Source organism: Paenibacillus tianmuensis (assembly GCF_900100345.1).
Lineage (GTDB): Bacteria > Bacillota > Bacilli > Paenibacillales > NBRC-103111 > Paenibacillus_G > Paenibacillus_G tianmuensis.
Genome location: NZ_FMTT01000058.1, coordinates 16,787 through 33,047 on the forward strand (window position 1 = coordinate 16,787; position 16,261 = coordinate 33,047).

General features: G+C 56.3%; 17 protein-coding genes. 7 read left to right on the forward strand and 10 right to left on the reverse strand.

What is annotated here, in order from left to right; genetic code table 11:
- Positions 1 to 18: 18 nt before the first annotated feature.
- Both pflB and pflA read left to right on the forward strand, forming a co-directional pair.
- The gene (pflB, locus tag BLO51_RS25420) at positions 19 to 2,295 is read left to right on the forward strand and encodes a formate C-acetyltransferase (RefSeq protein ID WP_090676295.1); all 2,277 of its coding nucleotides are present in this window, start codon (positions 19 to 21) and stop codon (positions 2,293 to 2,295) included.
- Complete coding sequence (gene pflA / locus BLO51_RS25425) at positions 2,292 to 3,017, forward strand: pyruvate formate-lyase-activating protein (RefSeq protein ID WP_090676297.1); 726 nt, start codon at positions 2,292 to 2,294, stop codon at positions 3,015 to 3,017. The genes pflB and pflA overlap by 4 nt, the downstream gene beginning before the upstream one ends.
- 45 nt (positions 3,018 to 3,062) lie before the next feature.
- Here pflA and BLO51_RS30605 read toward each other — a convergent pair whose 3' ends face one another.
- Positions 3,063 to 3,242 (reverse strand): DUF6254 family protein, encoded by a 180-nt coding sequence (locus BLO51_RS30605; protein ID WP_425415835.1) that lies wholly within the window; start codon positions 3,240 to 3,242, stop codon positions 3,063 to 3,065.
- Between the two features lie 170 nt (positions 3,243 to 3,412).
- Here BLO51_RS30605 and BLO51_RS25430 point away from each other — a divergent pair, with 170 nt between their 5' ends.
- On the forward strand, positions 3,413 to 4,456 hold the full coding sequence (locus tag BLO51_RS25430; protein ID WP_143006991.1) for an HD-GYP domain-containing protein: 1,044 nt from the start codon (positions 3,413 to 3,415) through the stop codon (positions 4,454 to 4,456).
- Between the two features lie 131 nt (positions 4,457 to 4,587).
- Here BLO51_RS25430 and BLO51_RS25435 read toward each other — a convergent pair whose 3' ends face one another.
- The 4 genes from BLO51_RS25435 to BLO51_RS25450 form a co-directional block, all read right to left on the reverse strand.
- On the reverse strand, positions 4,588 to 5,844 hold the full coding sequence (locus tag BLO51_RS25435) for a CynX/NimT family MFS transporter (RefSeq protein ID WP_090676300.1): 1,257 nt from the start codon (positions 5,842 to 5,844) through the stop codon (positions 4,588 to 4,590).
- Complete coding sequence (locus BLO51_RS25440) at positions 5,841 to 6,545, reverse strand: FadR/GntR family transcriptional regulator (RefSeq protein WP_090676302.1); 705 nt, start codon at positions 6,543 to 6,545, stop codon at positions 5,841 to 5,843. Before BLO51_RS25440 ends, BLO51_RS25435 begins: the two co-directional genes overlap by 4 nt.
- 129 nt (positions 6,546 to 6,674) lie before the next feature.
- On the reverse strand, positions 6,675 to 6,857 hold the full coding sequence (locus BLO51_RS25445) for a hypothetical protein (protein ID WP_090676304.1): 183 nt from the start codon (positions 6,855 to 6,857) through the stop codon (positions 6,675 to 6,677).
- Between the two features lie 105 nt (positions 6,858 to 6,962).
- Positions 6,963 to 7,400 (reverse strand): MarR family winged helix-turn-helix transcriptional regulator, encoded by a 438-nt coding sequence (locus tag BLO51_RS25450; RefSeq protein WP_090676306.1) that lies wholly within the window; start codon positions 7,398 to 7,400, stop codon positions 6,963 to 6,965.
- 425 nt (positions 7,401 to 7,825) lie between these two features.
- Here BLO51_RS25450 and BLO51_RS25455 point away from each other — a divergent pair, with 425 nt between their 5' ends.
- The 4 genes from BLO51_RS25455 (at position 7,826) to BLO51_RS25470 (ending at position 11,465) form a co-directional block, all read left to right on the forward strand.
- The gene (locus BLO51_RS25455; protein ID WP_090676307.1) at positions 7,826 to 8,788 is read left to right on the forward strand and encodes a D-2-hydroxyacid dehydrogenase; all 963 of its coding nucleotides are present in this window, start codon (positions 7,826 to 7,828) and stop codon (positions 8,786 to 8,788) included.
- Positions 8,789 to 8,906: 118 nt separating this feature from the next.
- On the forward strand, positions 8,907 to 9,716 hold the full coding sequence (locus BLO51_RS25460) for a DeoR/GlpR family DNA-binding transcription regulator (protein WP_090676310.1): 810 nt from the start codon (positions 8,907 to 8,909) through the stop codon (positions 9,714 to 9,716).
- Positions 9,717 to 9,760: 44 nt separating this feature from the next.
- Entirely contained in the window at positions 9,761 to 10,732 is a 972-nt protein-coding gene (locus BLO51_RS25465) for an ROK family protein (protein ID WP_090676312.1), read from the forward strand.
- 412 nt (positions 10,733 to 11,144) lie between these two features.
- Positions 11,145 to 11,465, forward strand: coding sequence for a hypothetical protein (locus BLO51_RS25470; protein ID WP_090676314.1), 321 nt, complete (start codon positions 11,145 to 11,147; stop codon positions 11,463 to 11,465).
- A 158-nt stretch (positions 11,466 to 11,623) separates the two neighbouring features.
- Here BLO51_RS25470 and BLO51_RS25475 read toward each other — a convergent pair whose 3' ends face one another.
- The 5 genes from BLO51_RS25475 to BLO51_RS25495 all read right to left on the reverse strand — a co-directional run bounded on the left by BLO51_RS25475 (position 11,624) and on the right by BLO51_RS25495 (position 16,081).
- Positions 11,624 to 12,997: a polysaccharide deacetylase family protein gene (locus tag BLO51_RS25475; protein ID WP_090676315.1), complete on the reverse strand. Its 1,374-nt coding sequence runs from the start codon at positions 12,995 to 12,997 to the stop codon at positions 11,624 to 11,626.
- An 86-nt stretch (positions 12,998 to 13,083) separates the two neighbouring features.
- Positions 13,084 to 13,206, reverse strand: coding sequence for a hypothetical protein (locus BLO51_RS31080; protein ID WP_342672474.1), 123 nt, complete (start codon positions 13,204 to 13,206; stop codon positions 13,084 to 13,086).
- A gap of 359 nt (positions 13,207 to 13,565) precedes the next feature.
- Positions 13,566 to 14,705 (reverse strand): MGDG synthase family glycosyltransferase, encoded by a 1,140-nt coding sequence (locus BLO51_RS25485; RefSeq protein ID WP_167670333.1) that lies wholly within the window; start codon positions 14,703 to 14,705, stop codon positions 13,566 to 13,568.
- A gap of 241 nt (positions 14,706 to 14,946) precedes the next feature.
- Entirely contained in the window at positions 14,947 to 15,573 is a 627-nt protein-coding gene (locus BLO51_RS25490) for an FMN-dependent NADH-azoreductase (RefSeq protein ID WP_090676318.1), read from the reverse strand.
- A 232-nt stretch (positions 15,574 to 15,805) separates the two neighbouring features.
- Positions 15,806 to 16,081 (reverse strand): hypothetical protein, encoded by a 276-nt coding sequence (locus tag BLO51_RS25495; RefSeq protein WP_090676321.1) that lies wholly within the window; start codon positions 16,079 to 16,081, stop codon positions 15,806 to 15,808.
- Between the last annotated feature and the right edge of the window lie 180 nt (positions 16,082 to 16,261).

Here is a 16,261-nt window from a genome sequence, read left to right on the forward strand (position 1 = left end):
TGGAGAGGAGACCCTACTATGAGCTTGAAAGAAGCGGAAGTGAACCTGAATCCCGAACAATCAGAGGCTTGGCGTCAGTTCGTGCCGGGCAAGTGGCAGCATCGGATCGACGTGAAGGATTTTATCGACCAAAACGTTTCACCCTATACGGGAGATTCGGAGTTTCTGGCCGGACCGACGGAAGCGACGACGGATCTTTGGCAGCAGCTTAGCGTACTGATGCGCAAGGAACGGGAAAACGGAGGGGTGCTGGACATTGACGTCCACACCGTCTCCTCCATTATTTCCCATGCGCCGGGGTACATTGATAAAGCGAAAGAGCGGATTGTCGGTCTCCAGACCGACGCCCCGCTCAAGCGTTCCGTCCAGCCGTTCGGCGGCATCCGCATGGTGGTTGACGCCTGCAAAGCTTACGGCTTCGAGCTGCCGCAAGAACTGGTGCAGCTGTTCACCGACATCCGGAAAACGCACAACCAGGGCGTATTCGACGCTTACACGACCGAGATGAAGACCGCGCGGAAGGCCGGGATCATCACCGGACTGCCGGACGCATACGGCCGCGGCCGCATCATCGGCGACTACCGTCGCGTAGCGCTCTACGGCACGGATCGGTTGATCGCGGACAAGAAGAACGATCTGCTTCAGCTTGAAACCGATGCGATCACGGAAGACATCATCCGCGCCCGGGAAGAGCTGTCCGAGCAGATCCGCAGCTTGGACGAACTGAAACGGATGGCGCAGTCGTACGGTTACGACATTTCGTCCCCGGCATCGAATGCGCAGGAAGCGGTACAGTGGCTGTATTTTGCTTACCTCGGCGCGATTAAGGAACAGAATGGAGCCGCGATGAGCTTGGGCCGCGTCTCCAGCTTCCTTGACATCTACATCGAACGGGATTTGCAAAACGGCACGCTGACGGAGGAAGAAGCACAGGAACTGGTCGATCAGTTCGTCATGAAGCTGCGAATCGTGAAGTTTTTGCGCACACCGGACTACAACGAACTGTTCAGCGGCGACCCGACCTGGGTGACGGAATCGGTCGGCGGCATGGGAATGAACGGCGTGACGCGGGTAACGAAGAACTCCTTCCGCTTCCTGCACACACTCTATAACCTCGGCCCGGCACCCGAGCCGAACTTGACCGTGCTGTGGTCGGCCGATCTGCCGGATGGCTTTAAACAATATTGTGCCAAAGTATCGATCGAGACAAGCTCGATTCAATACGAGAACGACGACTTGATGCGGCTGCAGTTCGGCGACGACTACGGGATTGCCTGCTGCGTATCCGCCATGCGGATCGGCAAGCAGATGCAGTTCTTCGGAGCGCGCGCGAACCTCGCGAAGGCATTGCTGTACGCGATCAACGGAGGCGTCGACGAGAAGCTTGGCATTCAGGTCGGGCCGGAGACGGTGCCGATTACGTCGGGTGAGCTTTCGTACGACGAAGTCATGAGCAAATACGACAAAATGCTGGATTGGCTCGCGAGGCTCTATATGAACACGCTGAACGTCATTCATTACATGCACGACAAGTACAGCTACGAGCGGCTGGAGATGGCGCTGCACGACCGGGAAATTTTGCGGACGATGGCTTGCGGCATCGCGGGCTTGTCCGTCGTGGCGGACAGCTTGAGCGCCATCCGTTACGCCAAGGTGCGGCCGATCCGCAACGAGAAAGGAATCGCCGTCGATTTCGAGATTACGGGCGAATATCCGCAGTACGGCAACAACGATGAACGGGTCGACCAGATCGCCGTAGAGCTGACCGAGTCCTTTATGAACAAGCTGCGCAAGCATAAAACGTACCGCGACGCGCTGCCTACGATGTCCGTGCTGACGATCACCTCGAACGTCGTCTACGGCAAGAAGACCGGCAGCACGCCGGACGGCCGTAAAGCCGGCGAACCGTTCGCACCTGGCGCAAACCCGATGCATGGCCGCGACCGCAAAGGCGCGCTCGCTTCGCTGGCATCGGTAGCCAAGCTGCCTTACGAGGACTGTTGCCTCGACGGCATCTCGAACACGTTCTCCATCGTGCCGAAAGCGCTTGGCCGGGAAACCGACGTGAGAGGACAAAATCTCGTCGCGATGCTGGACGGCTATGCGACAAGCGGCGGCCACCATTTGAACGTGAACGTGTTCAACCGCGAGCAACTGCTCGATGCGATGGAGCATCCGGAGGAATATCCGCAGCTGACGATTCGCGTATCGGGCTATGCCGTCAACTTCATCAAGCTGACCCGGGAGCAGCAGCTTGACGTCATCAACCGGACGTTCCACGGGTCGATTGGATGAAAGGACGCATCCATTCGCTTGATACGTTCGGCACGGTAGACGGGCCGGGCATCCGCTTCGTGCTCTTTATGCAGGGCTGCGCCCTGCAGTGCGGCTTCTGCCATAATCCCGATACGTGGGAGACGGCCACAGGCCGTCAGGTAGAGGTCGCGTCCGTGCTGGACGAGATCGAGCCGTTTCTTCCGTATTACCGCAGCTCGAACGGCGGATTGACCGTGACCGGCGGCGAACCAACGCTTCAGGCTCCCTTTGTGGCCGCGCTGTTTCGGGAAGCGAAGAAACGATGGAATTTGCATACCGCACTGGACTCGTCGGGCTTTTGCGAGCCAGAGCATGCGGGAGAACTGATGGACGTAACGGATCTGGTCCTGCTCGACCTTAAGCATATCCGCAGCGACAAGCATCAGGCGTTGACAAGCCAGCCGAACGAACGAATTCTCCGGTTCGCCCGCTGGTTGTCGGACCGCGGACAGCCGGTCTGGATCCGTCATGTGCTTATCCCGGGCATCACCGATGATGCCGCGGACCTGCTGGAGCTTGGACGTTTCATCGGTTCGCTGAGCAACGTGCAGAAAGTGGAGTTGCTGCCTTACCACCGGATGGGTGTCTACAAATGGGAGCAGCTCGGAAAAGCCTATCCGCTGGAGCATGTGCCTACGCCAAGCGACCGGGAGCAGGAGCGGGCGAAACGTTTGATTGACCAGGGAAGAGAGCAAGCTTAGAAGAAAGACCCCGCGGACATGCCGTCCGTGGGGTTTTTCGCGTGTCTAGCGGCCTGACTGCTGCGCGTCGTACTCGTCCGAATACGCAGCCAAGGACTTGATTTTACCGTGCGGCTGCTGGGTTTGCTTGCGGATTTTCCATTGGTTTTCCTTGCGGTGTTTCGAATGCTCATCGCAATTCAGCTCCTTCGGGCATGGTAAAAATCGGCCTTGCCTCCTTAGGATGCCGGCAGAAAGGTTGTTTCATGTGTTGGGATAATATGGTACCTGTTTCTGAGTCTTATGTCGCGGTACATTCATTGACAAGGCCTATACCTGGGTGTACGCTAAGGGTAATGTAGGTCAAATTACCCTGTTTTGCCATTCCATACGACGGGAGGGGAGCGATAGTGAAGATGGAATGGATCAAATCCGAATCCGGGACGGATGCCGTGGAACAGTCTGAGGAGTTATGGTATACGGGGATTCGGTTTGGCGGTACGTATTTTTGTCCGGTGTCGCTTGGGAGGAAGATCAGCTACGGGCTGTGGCTGGTCATGTTCGTCAGCCTGCTCGCCGCGGTCTGGATCAATACGAATGTCCAGTCGCCGGCGCTGCTCGGGTTATATGCGGTTCCCGTGCTCATATTTGCTTTATTCGTGATTGATGTTTATTTGGTCGGCGCATTTTCGGCGGGGGTTACGGCACTGTGGGTGTATTTTACCGGGGTCGGATGGTCCGGTCTCGCTGGAGCGGGGGGATTGCTGATGCTCGCTTTGCTCGTGCAGCGGGTTGTCATTGTGTCCCGGCGCAACTTCCGGCAGCGCGAAGAGTACGAGGAGCTGTTCATGAACACGATTCTCTCGTTCTCCAAGAGCATCGACGCGCGCGACCCGTATACAGCGTTCCATTCGAAGAATGTGGCCGATTACGCCCGGGAAATCGCCATAGAGCTAGGTTTGTCCAAGCGGGAGACGGAGGCCGTCCATTTGGCCGGACTCATTCACGATATCGGCAAAATCGGCACGCCGGAGTCGATCCTCAAAAAGGAAAGCCGGCTCACCGAAGTGGAATACGACATCATGAAGCGGCATGCGGAGGACGGCTACCAAATCATCAAAGGCATCAAGCGGCTGCATCAGCTCGGCGTCACTGCGATGGTCCGGCACCATCATGAACGGATGGACGGCAAAGGCTATCCGATAGGTTTAAAAGGCGAGGATATTCCGCTCGGCGCACGCATACTCGCGGCCAGCGACGCCTTCGACGCGATGACGACGAACCGGTCCTACCGGGCGAAGCTGTCAACGGAGACGGCGGCCGAAGAGCTTCGGCGGCACAGCGGAACGCAGTTCGACCCGGACGTCGCCAATGCGCTGCTCAGGGTGCTTATCCGTCAAGGCAAGCTGCCGGCGGCGGAGACGCCCGCAGGGCAAGTGCAGCCAACTTGGCCGAAATGAATATTGGGCGCTATCGCCTGATACCGATCGTACCCGGTCGTATCGGGCTTTTTAGCGTTCGCACACCGGGCGAATAACATGAAAAAACGCGAGAAGCCCTCCCCGGACTTCCCGCGTTTTGACGTACCTGCTCAGCGATTCCCCTTGGCAGCGTCCGCCTCTTTGTCGGCTGCTGCCGTCACGTACCCGTGCTTCCCAGCCTTCAGACCGACTAGCAGCAACCCGCCTCCAGCGACGAGAAGCAGGAGCAGGGGAATCGTCCAGCCGCCTGTCGAGTCGTGAATGAAGCCGAAGAGCGTCGGGCCGACCGCGGCCAGCAAATACCCGAACGATTGGGCCATGCCAGATATCTCCGCCGATTGACGAACCGAACTCGTGCGCAGGGCGAAGAACATAATGGCCAGCCCGAAGCTGGACCCTGAGCCGATGCCGGCGAGAATGACCCAGAGCGGAACCAGCCAGGCCACATCGGTTAACAGCAGTCCGAGATACCCGGCTATAAATGCGGAGGCGACGGCGACGGCCAAGCCACGCTGATCGGAACGCCGTCCGGCCAGGATTGGCATAAAGAACGTCGAAGGCAAACTGGCGAACTGCATGATCGAAATCATCCAGCCGGCGGACACCGCGCTCATGCCGCGATCCTGAAATATCGCAGGGAGCCAGGAAATATTGACATAAAAGAACAGCGATTGCAGTCCCATGAACAGCGTAATTTGCCAAGCCAGCGGAGAGCGCCAGAGCGAATCGCTTTTTTTGCCGTCCGCACTCGTCTGTACTGCTTGCGGACGCTGGCGCGAACGAAGCATCGGCAGCCAGGCGGCGAGGGAGACGATGGCCAGAAGCGCCCAACTGCCGAGCGCCCCCCGCCATCCCAAGCCCAGCCCCTGCGAAATCGGGATGCTGACCCCCGAAGCGATAGCGGCGCATAGATTCATGGAGACGGAATAAATGCCGGTCATCGTTCCGACGTTGTTCGGGAACTCCCGCTTGATCAAGGTCGGCACCAGCACGTTGCTGACGGCAATGGCGATCCCGATGAGCGCCGTGCCTGCGAACAGCGCCGCGACCGAAGACAGCGAGCGCAGCAAAATGCCTGCCAGCAGGACGATTAGACCGGCGAACAGCGTATGCTCCATGCCCAGCCGCCGGGCGATCCGCGGCGAGAGCGGCGAGAGGAGCGCGAAAGCAAGTAGCGGCAAGGTGGTCACCATGCCTGCCCACGTATTGGAAATCCCCGTTTCCCCGCGAATTTCTCCGATAATCGGCCCGACGGCCGTTAACGGAGCGCGCAGGTTGGCGGCGATCAAGACGATGCCGATAATAAGCAGGCTTAGACCGGCACGGGTCTGTGCTCGGGAGCTGACGGCATCTTGAGCCGGAATCATAGGGAATCCTCCTTGCGCACATCTTCTTGCAGAAGGTTCAGCGATTCCCGGATATAGCGGCGCACGGCTTCGGCGGCCGAAGCTGGGTCTTGGGCGACGATGGCGTCGACCATTTGGCAGTGCGTGCGAAAAGCTCCGTCTACGATGATCGAGAGGTCGAGGGTCTGATCGATGGACGATTCCAAGGCATCGGTCATATGTTCGTACAGGTCGATCAATACGCTGTTGCGGGTTGCCCGGACGATCGCATGATGCAGCTTCAGGTCCGCTTCGATATAGCCTTCGACGTCCTGCGCAACTGCGGCGGCGTCGCATGCCGACAGCAGGGAGCGGAACGTCTCGATGTCCTCCGGCGTACGCCGCATGGCAGCCAGCCTTGCCGCTTCCTGTTCGAGCGCGCAGCGTACCTCCAGCGTCTCTGTGGCGTTCGAGCGCCGCAGTCGGCGCACGAGAGCGGGCCCGAGGCTGCTCGAAGAGCGCACGTAAGTGCCGTCGCCTTGGCGCGCCGTCAGAAGTCCGGCGTGAATCAGGGCCCGCACCCCCTCGCGAACGGTATTCCGGCTGACGCCCAGCTGCTTGACGAGCTCGGGTTCAACCGGGATGCGCGACCCGACCGGCCAATGGCCGGATTCGATAAGCGATTCCATCTGGGAAACGACCTGTTCCACCAGCGTGGAGCGCGTGGTTTGTTTCAGTTCCATCTTGTAAACCTCCAAACATCCGATGATTGGGATATTGGATAATATAGCACGTGTTCGTTCCTGGAGCAAGTAATAAAAACAAGAGCTCCCGAGCGATATCGCCGCCCGGGAGCCTCCTATAACTGCCTGTCATTTTTCTTCTTTCCGCCCGTCCAGGTGCAAATCCTCCAGCGTATACTTATGATTCCATAAATATTCCATATCGTAATCCGTTGTATCGCGCAAAACGAACTCCAGCAGCGCAGCCATAAAAGCGACAATGATCATGCCGAGCAGCATCAGGCACATGAGAAACGAGATCGTATGGACCAATAGGATCGCATCCTTTCCTGCCGTATGCTACCAGTTTATGAACGTTTCGCGAAAAAATGATAGAAAAGCAAAACGAAGGCTTCCCGACTGGGTTGCCTTCGCCGCTTACACGTTCACTTCTTGCTTTTCAGTCAATATCGTTTTGCAGATGCGGGTCAATTGTTTAATGTCCTCGTCGGGCAGCTTTCCGAAATATTCCTCGACGACTCGCTGGCGGTGCAGGCGAAGCTCCTCGATAATTTCTTTTCCCTTCTCGGTAATCTCCATATAGACCACTCTCCGGTCTTCTTCGGAGCGGGTTCTTTCGGCGAACCCGCCGGAAATCAGCTTATCGGAAAGCGATGTCACCGCGCCCGACGTGATCCAGAGCGCGTCGGCGATTTGTGAGACTTTCAGCGGACCTTCGTTTTGCAATTTTTCCAGAATAACCGCTTGGGAGGCGGAGACCCCGTGCGCTTCAAAGCGGGTCCATCTGGCTTTCACTTTGCGAAACATTAAGCGGAACGCTTCCTCCAGCTCATATAAATCTTGTCGGTGTACCATAATAGCCCCCTTAATTTACCCGGTAAAAATAGAGTTCGACAAAATATTAAGTAATACGCAAGTCCCCCACTTTGGTTTCAAAAAGTTTTCCGCACTCTGGGCTGCCATGTCCACGCTGGTTTAAGTATGCAGACACCGATACGGGACCTTAGGAAAGGAGCTTCATCCGAATGAAGAAAAAGATCATTATGCTGACCGTACTAGCTTTGGTGGGTCGCATTCAGACTTGGCATAAAGTTCCGCTTGCAAGGTCTTGAGAAGACTTTGCGGGCGGGACTTTTTTCGTAGGGGCATGAGGCGGAGAGCGGGGCCTTTTCGATTTACGCTTTGCGGAAAAAACGGTATGATGGAGATACTTAGGTCGCGCTCTTCCTTGACGGATGATCGGGCGGAACGGGACTTTAGGGCTGACATGGAGGTTTGGAATGGAACAGATTGTCGTACTTGACGGCTATACGCTGAATCCCGGCGATCTGAGCTGGGAAGAGCTGGAACGATTGGGATCGGTTGCTGTGTACGACCGGACGCCGGTCGAGGAGATTGCAGATCGGGCCAAAGACGCCGGTATCGTGTTGACGAACAAGACGCCGCTATCTGCGGATACGATTGCGCGGCTGCCGAATCTTCGCTACATCGGGGTGCTGGCGACGGGCTACAACATTATCGATACCGAAGCGGCGGCGGCGCGAGGCATTGTCGTAACCAACGTGCCGGCTTACGGCACGCAAGGGGTGGCGCAGTTCGTGTTCGCCCTGCTGCTGGAGCTGTGCCAGCACGTCGGGCGGCACGACGAAGCGGTGAAATCCGGGGAATGGAGCGCTTCCCCGGATTTCAGCTTCACGAAGACGCCGCTCGTGGAGCTGGCGGGGAAAACGATGGGCCTGATCGGGCTCGGCCGCATCGGGCGGCAAACCGCGCGCATCGCCGAAGCGTTCGGCATGCGCGTCATCGCCGTCGGCAGCGGACGCACCCATTCCACCCCCGTGGAGGGGGTGGAATGGGTGACGCTGCCGGAGCTGCTGCGGCAGGCTGACGTCATCAGCCTGCACTGCCCGCTCACGCCCGCGACGCACGGGCTGATCAACCAAGACCGCATCGCCCTCATGAAGCCTTCGGCGATGCTGATCAACACCGCCCGCGGCCCGCTCGTCGTCGAGAGCGATCTGGCCGCGGCGCTGCGCGAAGGCCGCCTCGCGGGCGCGGGTCTGGACGTGCTGTCGGCAGAGCCGCCGCACCCGGACAACCCGCTGCTCGCGGCCCCGAACTGCATCGTTACCCCGCATATCGCTTGGGCGACGAAGGAAGCGCGGGCCCGCCTGATGGACACGGCGTGCGCAAATGTCCGGGCTTTCCTCGAAGGAAAGCCTGTTCATACGGTGCCGCAATAGCCGGCTCTTACTTTCCGTTTGATTGAAATTGATTGATATCGTCAAAAAAATGATTTATTATTTCATTAGATTGTCAAGCGAGTTTGGCAAACGGATGGGAACGACGGGAGGGGATGCCATGAGCGGCAAGATGCTCAGCAAGGGCGACCGGCGGCGCGAGCAGATTATGAACTTGCTGAAACGCCAAGGAAAAATTACGATTCAAGAGATCATTGACAAGTTCGCATGCTCGGAAGCGACCGCCCGGCGCGACTTAGACCTGCTGGAGAAGCAGGGCGGGCTGATCCGCAGCCTGGGCGGCGCGCAGTTGGATACGCCATCTCCGTCTGCCGGCAGGGAAGTCCCCTTCAACGAGAAGAAGGAGCTGCTGTGGCTGGAAAAGGAAGCCATTGCGGCCAAGGCCGCTTCACTGGTGGAGGAAGGCGACGTCATCGGGCTGAGCGGGGGCACGACCACGTTTCTAATCGCCCGGGAGCTCAAGCTGCGCAGGGGCATTACCGTCGTGACCAACGCGGTGAACATCGCCATGGAGTTGTCCGAGAGCGACGGCATTCAGGTGGTATTAACCGGCGGAGTGATGCGGAGCAACAGCTTCGAACTGTGTGGCCCGCTTGCGGAGAAAATTGTGGACAGCGTCAACATCGGCATGATGTTTCTGGGTGTGGACGGCGTTACCGAGGAGCAGGGCTTGACCACCTTCTCCGAGCAGGAAGCCGATATCGCCCGGCTGATGCTGAAGCGGTCGCGCCGAACGGTTGCCGTCTTCGACCATACGAAGGTCGGCCGGACTTCGCTGTTCAGCATCGCGCCGCTGACGGCCGTGCAGGGCTGCATGACGAACCAGCCGGCCGATGAGAAGCTGAAGCGGCATTTGGAAGAGCAGGGGATCGCGCTGTACTTGGCGGAGCTCGCAACTCCCGTCCTCTGATGGGGAGATTACTAGAGCGAAACGCATAGAAAAGAGGAGATCCGGTGAAACATTACGTAGGAATCGATATCGGCGGTACCAATATGGTTTGCGGTTTGACGGACGAGACGGGACAGACGCTGCGCATGACGAAGGTGGCGACCGAGCCGCAGCGGGGAAGCGATGATGTGATTGCGCGGCTGGGGAAAGCTGTGAGCGGATTGATCGCGGAAGCGGGCGTATCGCCGGAGGCGGTCGGCATCGGCATTCCCGGCTTTGTCGATCATGTGAACGGCGTGTCGCTATTCGCCGCCAACCTTGGCTGGAAATGCGTCCCGGTTACGTCGGAGCTGAGCAAGCATCTCGGCGGAATGCCCGTTTACCTCAACCACGATGTGCGGATGTATGTGTATGGCGAGGCGGTAGCCGGGGCAGGACAAGGCTACAAGCACGTGTTCGGCCTTACGGTCGGGACGGGGCTCGCAGCGGCGATGGTGAACGAAGGCAGGCTGTATTACGGCAGCGGCGGACGCGCCGGCGAATTCGGACACATCCCGGTTCCGGGCCTTGACTATCCTTGCAATTGCGGGATGACCGGATGCCTGGAGACGGCCGTTTCGGCAACGGGCATTGCCCGTCAAGCGAAGGAAGCGGTGCAGCGGGGCGAATCGACGATCTTGGCCGAGCGTTTCTCCGGGGACAACCTTCAGAAGCTGACGGCCGCGGACGTATCCCGCGCATACGACGAAGGAGACCCTGCGGCGATTGCCGTGATGGAACGTACGGGGACGCTGCTCGGCCGGGGTTTGGCTGCAGTGATTCCGATGTTCAGCCCGGAGGCGATCGTGATCGGCGGCGGCGGGTCGCTGGCGGGCGAGCGATTGTTCGCGCCGATGCGCAAGGAAATCGAGCGATCCACGCTTTCGTTCTATCTGGACGATCTCGTCATCAAGCCTGCGGAACGGATTGAAGATGCGGGTATCGTCGGCAGCGCGCTGTATGCGAAGCAGCGTCTAAACGGAACCGATATTGTATAAGGCCTGGCGCCGAAGCAATCGGGAAACAACAAAAAATGGAACCGTCACTGTCCGGGGGCAGCGTGCGGTTCCATTTCTTTTTGTGCTTATCTATTAAACGTCTTTGTTTCTCGTTCAGCGTCGGGGTCGTGCGTTCGACGGGAACGACGCCGTGCCAGTTTCCGCGGTTCAACTCGGGATTGCGAGAGCCTTCGCGCTCCAGCTTCCGCCGTTTTTTCCATGCTTGACTTTTGGCCATGTCGGCACCTCCTGAATGGGTAATCCATTCTATTATACGCTTCTTGAAGGACGATGACCAGACGGCGGGAGTTTGACAGTTTTGCGGCGAACCGTGTAACTTGTTGTACCGCTTCTTCTTTCATGGTAACCTTGGAAGGGATAAACATGCGACTGAACAGGAGTGGAACTTGCCTTGACATACGATGCGATTTACTGGCTCATGCTGGGAGCCGGGTTTGTATTAACGGGACTCGTTGGGGTTCTTATGATGTGGAAGACGGAAAAGCTTCTGCTTTCGTTTCTGGTGGGGACGGTGGTCAACGTTCTGCTGACGGCCGGTGCGTTCTGGTGGTGGTCGTCGGCTTTTACGGGCTCCGAACAGCAGTTTTCCCGGATGTTCGGTCTGTTCGGACTGGGCGTTTCGTTTGCAAATAATGAGGTGCTGCTGTTTTTCACTCAACTGATCATGAAGAAAAAAATCGGCGGCGACCCGGCTCCAGACGCAGATGCCTAGTTACGGCAACCATACAAATGTAACAAAACTGTAATCTGAATTTCATCCTGCGTTAACGTTCCTTGCCTATAATAACAATTGACCCCCTTTTTAATATATACACTCCTTGACAGCCTGCAATCCCGAAGATTGCAGGCTCTTTGTTTTTGATATTTCGTTTATATCCTTTGAACCATGCTTTCGTCGTAGCCACTTCCGGCCATCAGCGGGTTCGAGGTCAGCTCCGGATTGTGGAAGCTGAACGACGGGTATCTCCGGCACACTTCGTTTGCGGAGATAGCGATCATTTTCGGCGTCAGCAGCGCGGTCTTCGTGTCCAGTCTTCGCTTGCCCTGCGGGTGGATGACGTACAGCAGCCACCGTAAGTAAAGCTTGGAACAAAATAAAAAGATGCCCTTGGGCAGATCGGAGACGGTAAATCCGAGCTGGGAAGCGCCGCGATGGATGATCGAGACGCCGTATAAGCCTTTTACGTCACGGAGCGTCGGATCGCTAGCCAGCCGCTCGGATACGTGCGGCATGCACCGCTCCATTGTGCGGATCAATTGCACGGCCAACTGCATCGTTGATCTGGTCTTCATCCCAAAGCCGAGCAGCGTCGCATTGTCGAGGTGCAGCTCTATAACGCGGTCGCCCGGTTCGATGAATTGTCCGTCATTCAACGGAATCCGTTTGCCATGATACCGGCACACCCGAAACTGAAGCAGCGCGTTAAACGGGTCGATCGGCCGCACCTGAAGCAGCCACTGAAAGAACCGTTCCCACTGCAGCCAGACCGCGGCAATCCATCGTTTCCGCTTCGGCCGGTCCACAGGTAAGCGATCCTCCGGCTCGTTCAGCGGAAACCGCTCGTCGATCCGGACGAACGTAAAGCCGTGACGCGCCGTTTCCGTCAAAAATTCATCGAGCGCGGCGATCATGAGCTCCGGCGCATCCGGGTCCGCCCCGAGCGTATCGCCGCTGTCATGAAGCACGATCACCGAACCGCTCTGAAGCTGAGCAAACAACCGCTTCTTAATGGTCTCCTTACCCGTCCGGTTGAGCCAATCCCCGACAATAAGCGACCAGAGCACGATGTGGAATCGCCGGGACAGGAAAAAGTCAAAGATGTTCACAACCCCCCAAGGCGGGCGGTAAAATTGAGGGGACTTGCCAGTAATTTTCTCGATCGCCTCGGCGGTCCGGTTAATTTGCTTTCTAACCTTCCAAGGCATCATCAAGGCATTGGTACGGTGGACATAATTGTGAACCCCAATCAGGTGGCCCTCGTTGTGCATGCGTAGAATCGATTCGGGGTAACGCTCAGCTTTGGACCCGAGCACGAAGAAGGTGGCTTTGACGCCGTGCCGTGCCAGCAGGTCGAGCAGAATCGGCGTATATTTCGGGTCCGGACCGTCATCGAAGGTGAGCGCAATGCCATGCTCGGTGTTTTCTTTCGGATACGCGCCCAGCGAGAAGACGCGCATGAGAAATGTAGGGATCAGTGTATATAAGGTAAGGACAATAACGAGGATCGTGATCGACTCAGCCATGTTCCATTACTCTTTCTACAGGAACGAAACCATAAAACAAAACAATCCCCCCTAACAGAGCTGCACTTGTCAATATGGCGGCCGGTTCATAGAAACGTGGTGGCGAGCCATCCGCCGATCACCGGACCGATGGCGACACCGATCCCTTCCACACTCGAAAACAATCCCCACCCGAGGCCCTGCTGGTTTTTCGGTACATAGTCCGCCAAAAGGGCGTTCCATGCGGGAAGGACGCGGAGTAGGCAAAGCCGGACCCTAACCTGACCAGCCATATCGTATAAAGGATACCCATTTGGGACGCTCGATTCTCTTCCTTAATTTTACTGAGACAGACAAGCCATACCGGAGAGACGCCAATGCCAAATACGGCGGCGCTGATAACGGCCACGGTAAGACCAAGGATGCCCGTCGCATAGGTTGGCAAAAAGGAGACCAGATAGGCGCCCCGAACGAATTCGACCAAAAACAAAATGAGTGCAAGCGGCAGTACGTCTTTGTCCATTGCAATTTTTCGCAGCACCTGACCTATGCACCTCCGGGATGACGAGCAAAAATACAAGTTTCCGTTCTAGCCGAAAAGTTCGGTATTGGTCCGGGAGAGACCTTCGAGCACATCCGAGACGACCGCCTCCGCCGCATCTCCGCTGTACAAATTCTCCATGGCGGCCTTCATTCGTTCCGCTTGTCCGGGGAGAGAGACGATCCGTTTCACAAGCGAAATCAGCTCATCCGAAGACTGCGCAATTTCGACTGCTCCTTGCTCTGACAAGAAGCGGGCATTTTCCTTCTCCTGGCCGGGGAGGGGGCGGTAGACGATAACCGGCAGACGCATGGCCAGAGCTTCCGAGAGTGTAATGCCTCCGGCTTTCGTAATCAAGCACGACGAGACCGCCATAAGCTCGTGAATGTCCTCGACATATCCGAGAATGCGGACACGGGGATGACCGGCAAACGATGACTCGATCTGTCCCTTGAGCGGTTTGTTTCTGCCGCACACAATCACAAGCTCGATTTCGTCCAGTTGGAGCAGCGCGGGCCCCATTCGGCTGATGTGCTTCAGTACGCCGTAGGCTCCGGCCATCAGGAGAACGACGGGCTTGGAAGGCTCCATGCCGTACTTCCGGAAGACGTCCTGCGGTCGGATCGGGTCGCTGAATGGGCTGCGGAGCGGGATGCCGCTCACTGCAATACGGTGCTTGGGCACACCGGAAGCAGCAACCTGCTGCTTCAACTGCTCCGTGGCTACGTAATATTTATCAATATCCGGATGAATCCAGCGCTGATGAAGGACAAAGTCGGTTAATAGGGTATACGTCCGGACGGGCGTGCCGTTGGGGGACATCATCCCGGAGACGACCGGCAGCGGGAACGTATAAATAATCGCATCGGGCCGTTCGGCCTGCAGCATTTGCTTGAATTTGCGCAAACCGAACCGGTTCAGCGATTTGGCAAACGCCGTATCGTGCTTTAAATTCTGAGTAAAATAAAAGCTCCAGCCGTATAAATCCGGCCCCAGGGTAGAGCTTTTCAGGTAAATGTAACGGGTAACGGCGTTTATACAGGGGTGGGCCTCCGCAAGCAGGTCCACAAGCTTGACCCGGTCGATCCCCAAGCGGGCAAAACGCTGCTGCAGCGCCTTGGCTGCCTGAAGATGTCCGTCGCCGTAGCTGGCATATAAAATCAAAATAGTTGGATTGGCTTCAGACATAGTTTTTTCATGCACCTTCGTTCTCATTCAAATTTGCTAAACAATATGTAAAGTTGTATAAGGAGGGGAAGAGGACCCCAACATTATCATATACGAGTTTGCGAAAAGGTACAAAAAAAATGAGAAGATTTTCTGTTTTGTCCCAAAGGAAACCCTATTCATCCGGAGGGCAACTTAGGCACAAAGCCCAAAAAAAATCGGCCCCTTTGGCAGGGGCCGACGATGGTTAGCAGCTATGAAATTAAAATGTGGATGCGATTTGCTCGGCTTGACGAAGACCGGCTTCCACAATTTCTCCGGCACGATCCGGGAATTGGTTGTGGCCTTCGACAACGACCGTGGTCGGATCTGTCACGCCGATGAAGCCCAAGACCGTTTTAACATAGTTCAGCGACATTTCAAGCGAAGCCATCGGTCCTTCGGAATAAACGCTGCCGCGCGCGTTCAGCAGAGCGACCTTTTTGTCGCCTACAAGACCTTGCGGTCCTTTTTCCGTATATCTAAACGTTTTGCCGGCTTGGCAGAGGTAGTACAAGTAAGTCGTCAATTGAGGCGGAACCGTAAAGTTCCAGAGCGGAAATGCGAAAACGACTTTGTCCGCAGCCAAAAATTGATCCAAATAAGCGTTGGCGACATCGGCTGCCGCTTTTTCTTCCGCTGTCAGCTCCAGACCTTTACCTTGCTTAAACAGGCCGGTCATCATAACGGAATTGTAATAAGGCGGGTTGGCTGCAAACAGGTCGAGCTCGGTAATTTGGTCTTGCGGATGAGCTTCGCGGTACGATTTCAGAAATGCGTCATACAGCTTTACGCTCACGGCCTGATCGGCCGGGCGGTCGTTTGCTTTAATAAAAAGTACGTTGGACATAAGAATGAAGCCTCCTTATAAATGTGGCGAAACAAGGGATAGGATGAATCAAATTTAATAACTTACTTTATGTAAGTATAATAAAACATGTAACTTACTAAAGTCAAGTGTTTATTTGAATTTTAAACATTTGAAGCGCGGCTGTAGAAGGCGTAAGCCGTAAAGCAAGGAAATAAAAAAAACAGACGTCTGCGCCTTGAGGCGGGCCGTCTGTTCCTTATTTTGCCGCAGCTCAGCGCTTCTTGCTCGTTGGGCGAGGCGCGTATTTGCGCTCGTTTCCGTCCCAACGGAAGTTCGCGATAAAAAAGCCGATAATCCCGAATACGATGATGCGGAGCGTAAACCAGGACGCTGTAAGCGTTTGCTGCGTCAGCCATTCGATCGCCGTAAACAGCACCGCCAGCGATAAACCCCACATGGCAACGCCGTAGTACATGACATATTTCGCTTTGCCCAACTGCCGCGTTTTTTGCCACTTGGTGGCCTTGTCTTCATTTGCTGTACTCATGGACTGGTTGTTCCCCCCGATGGCTTCATGGACAAACCATTCGCGAAGCATGCGTTAAATTCCTGCCTGTTCGTGAAACATTCACAACTATATAAGTTGAACTAAAGACCTTAGAAATCTATGGTAAGGAAATTCATACCTACTTGTCGAATAAGTAATGAAACATGAACAGACAGGCAG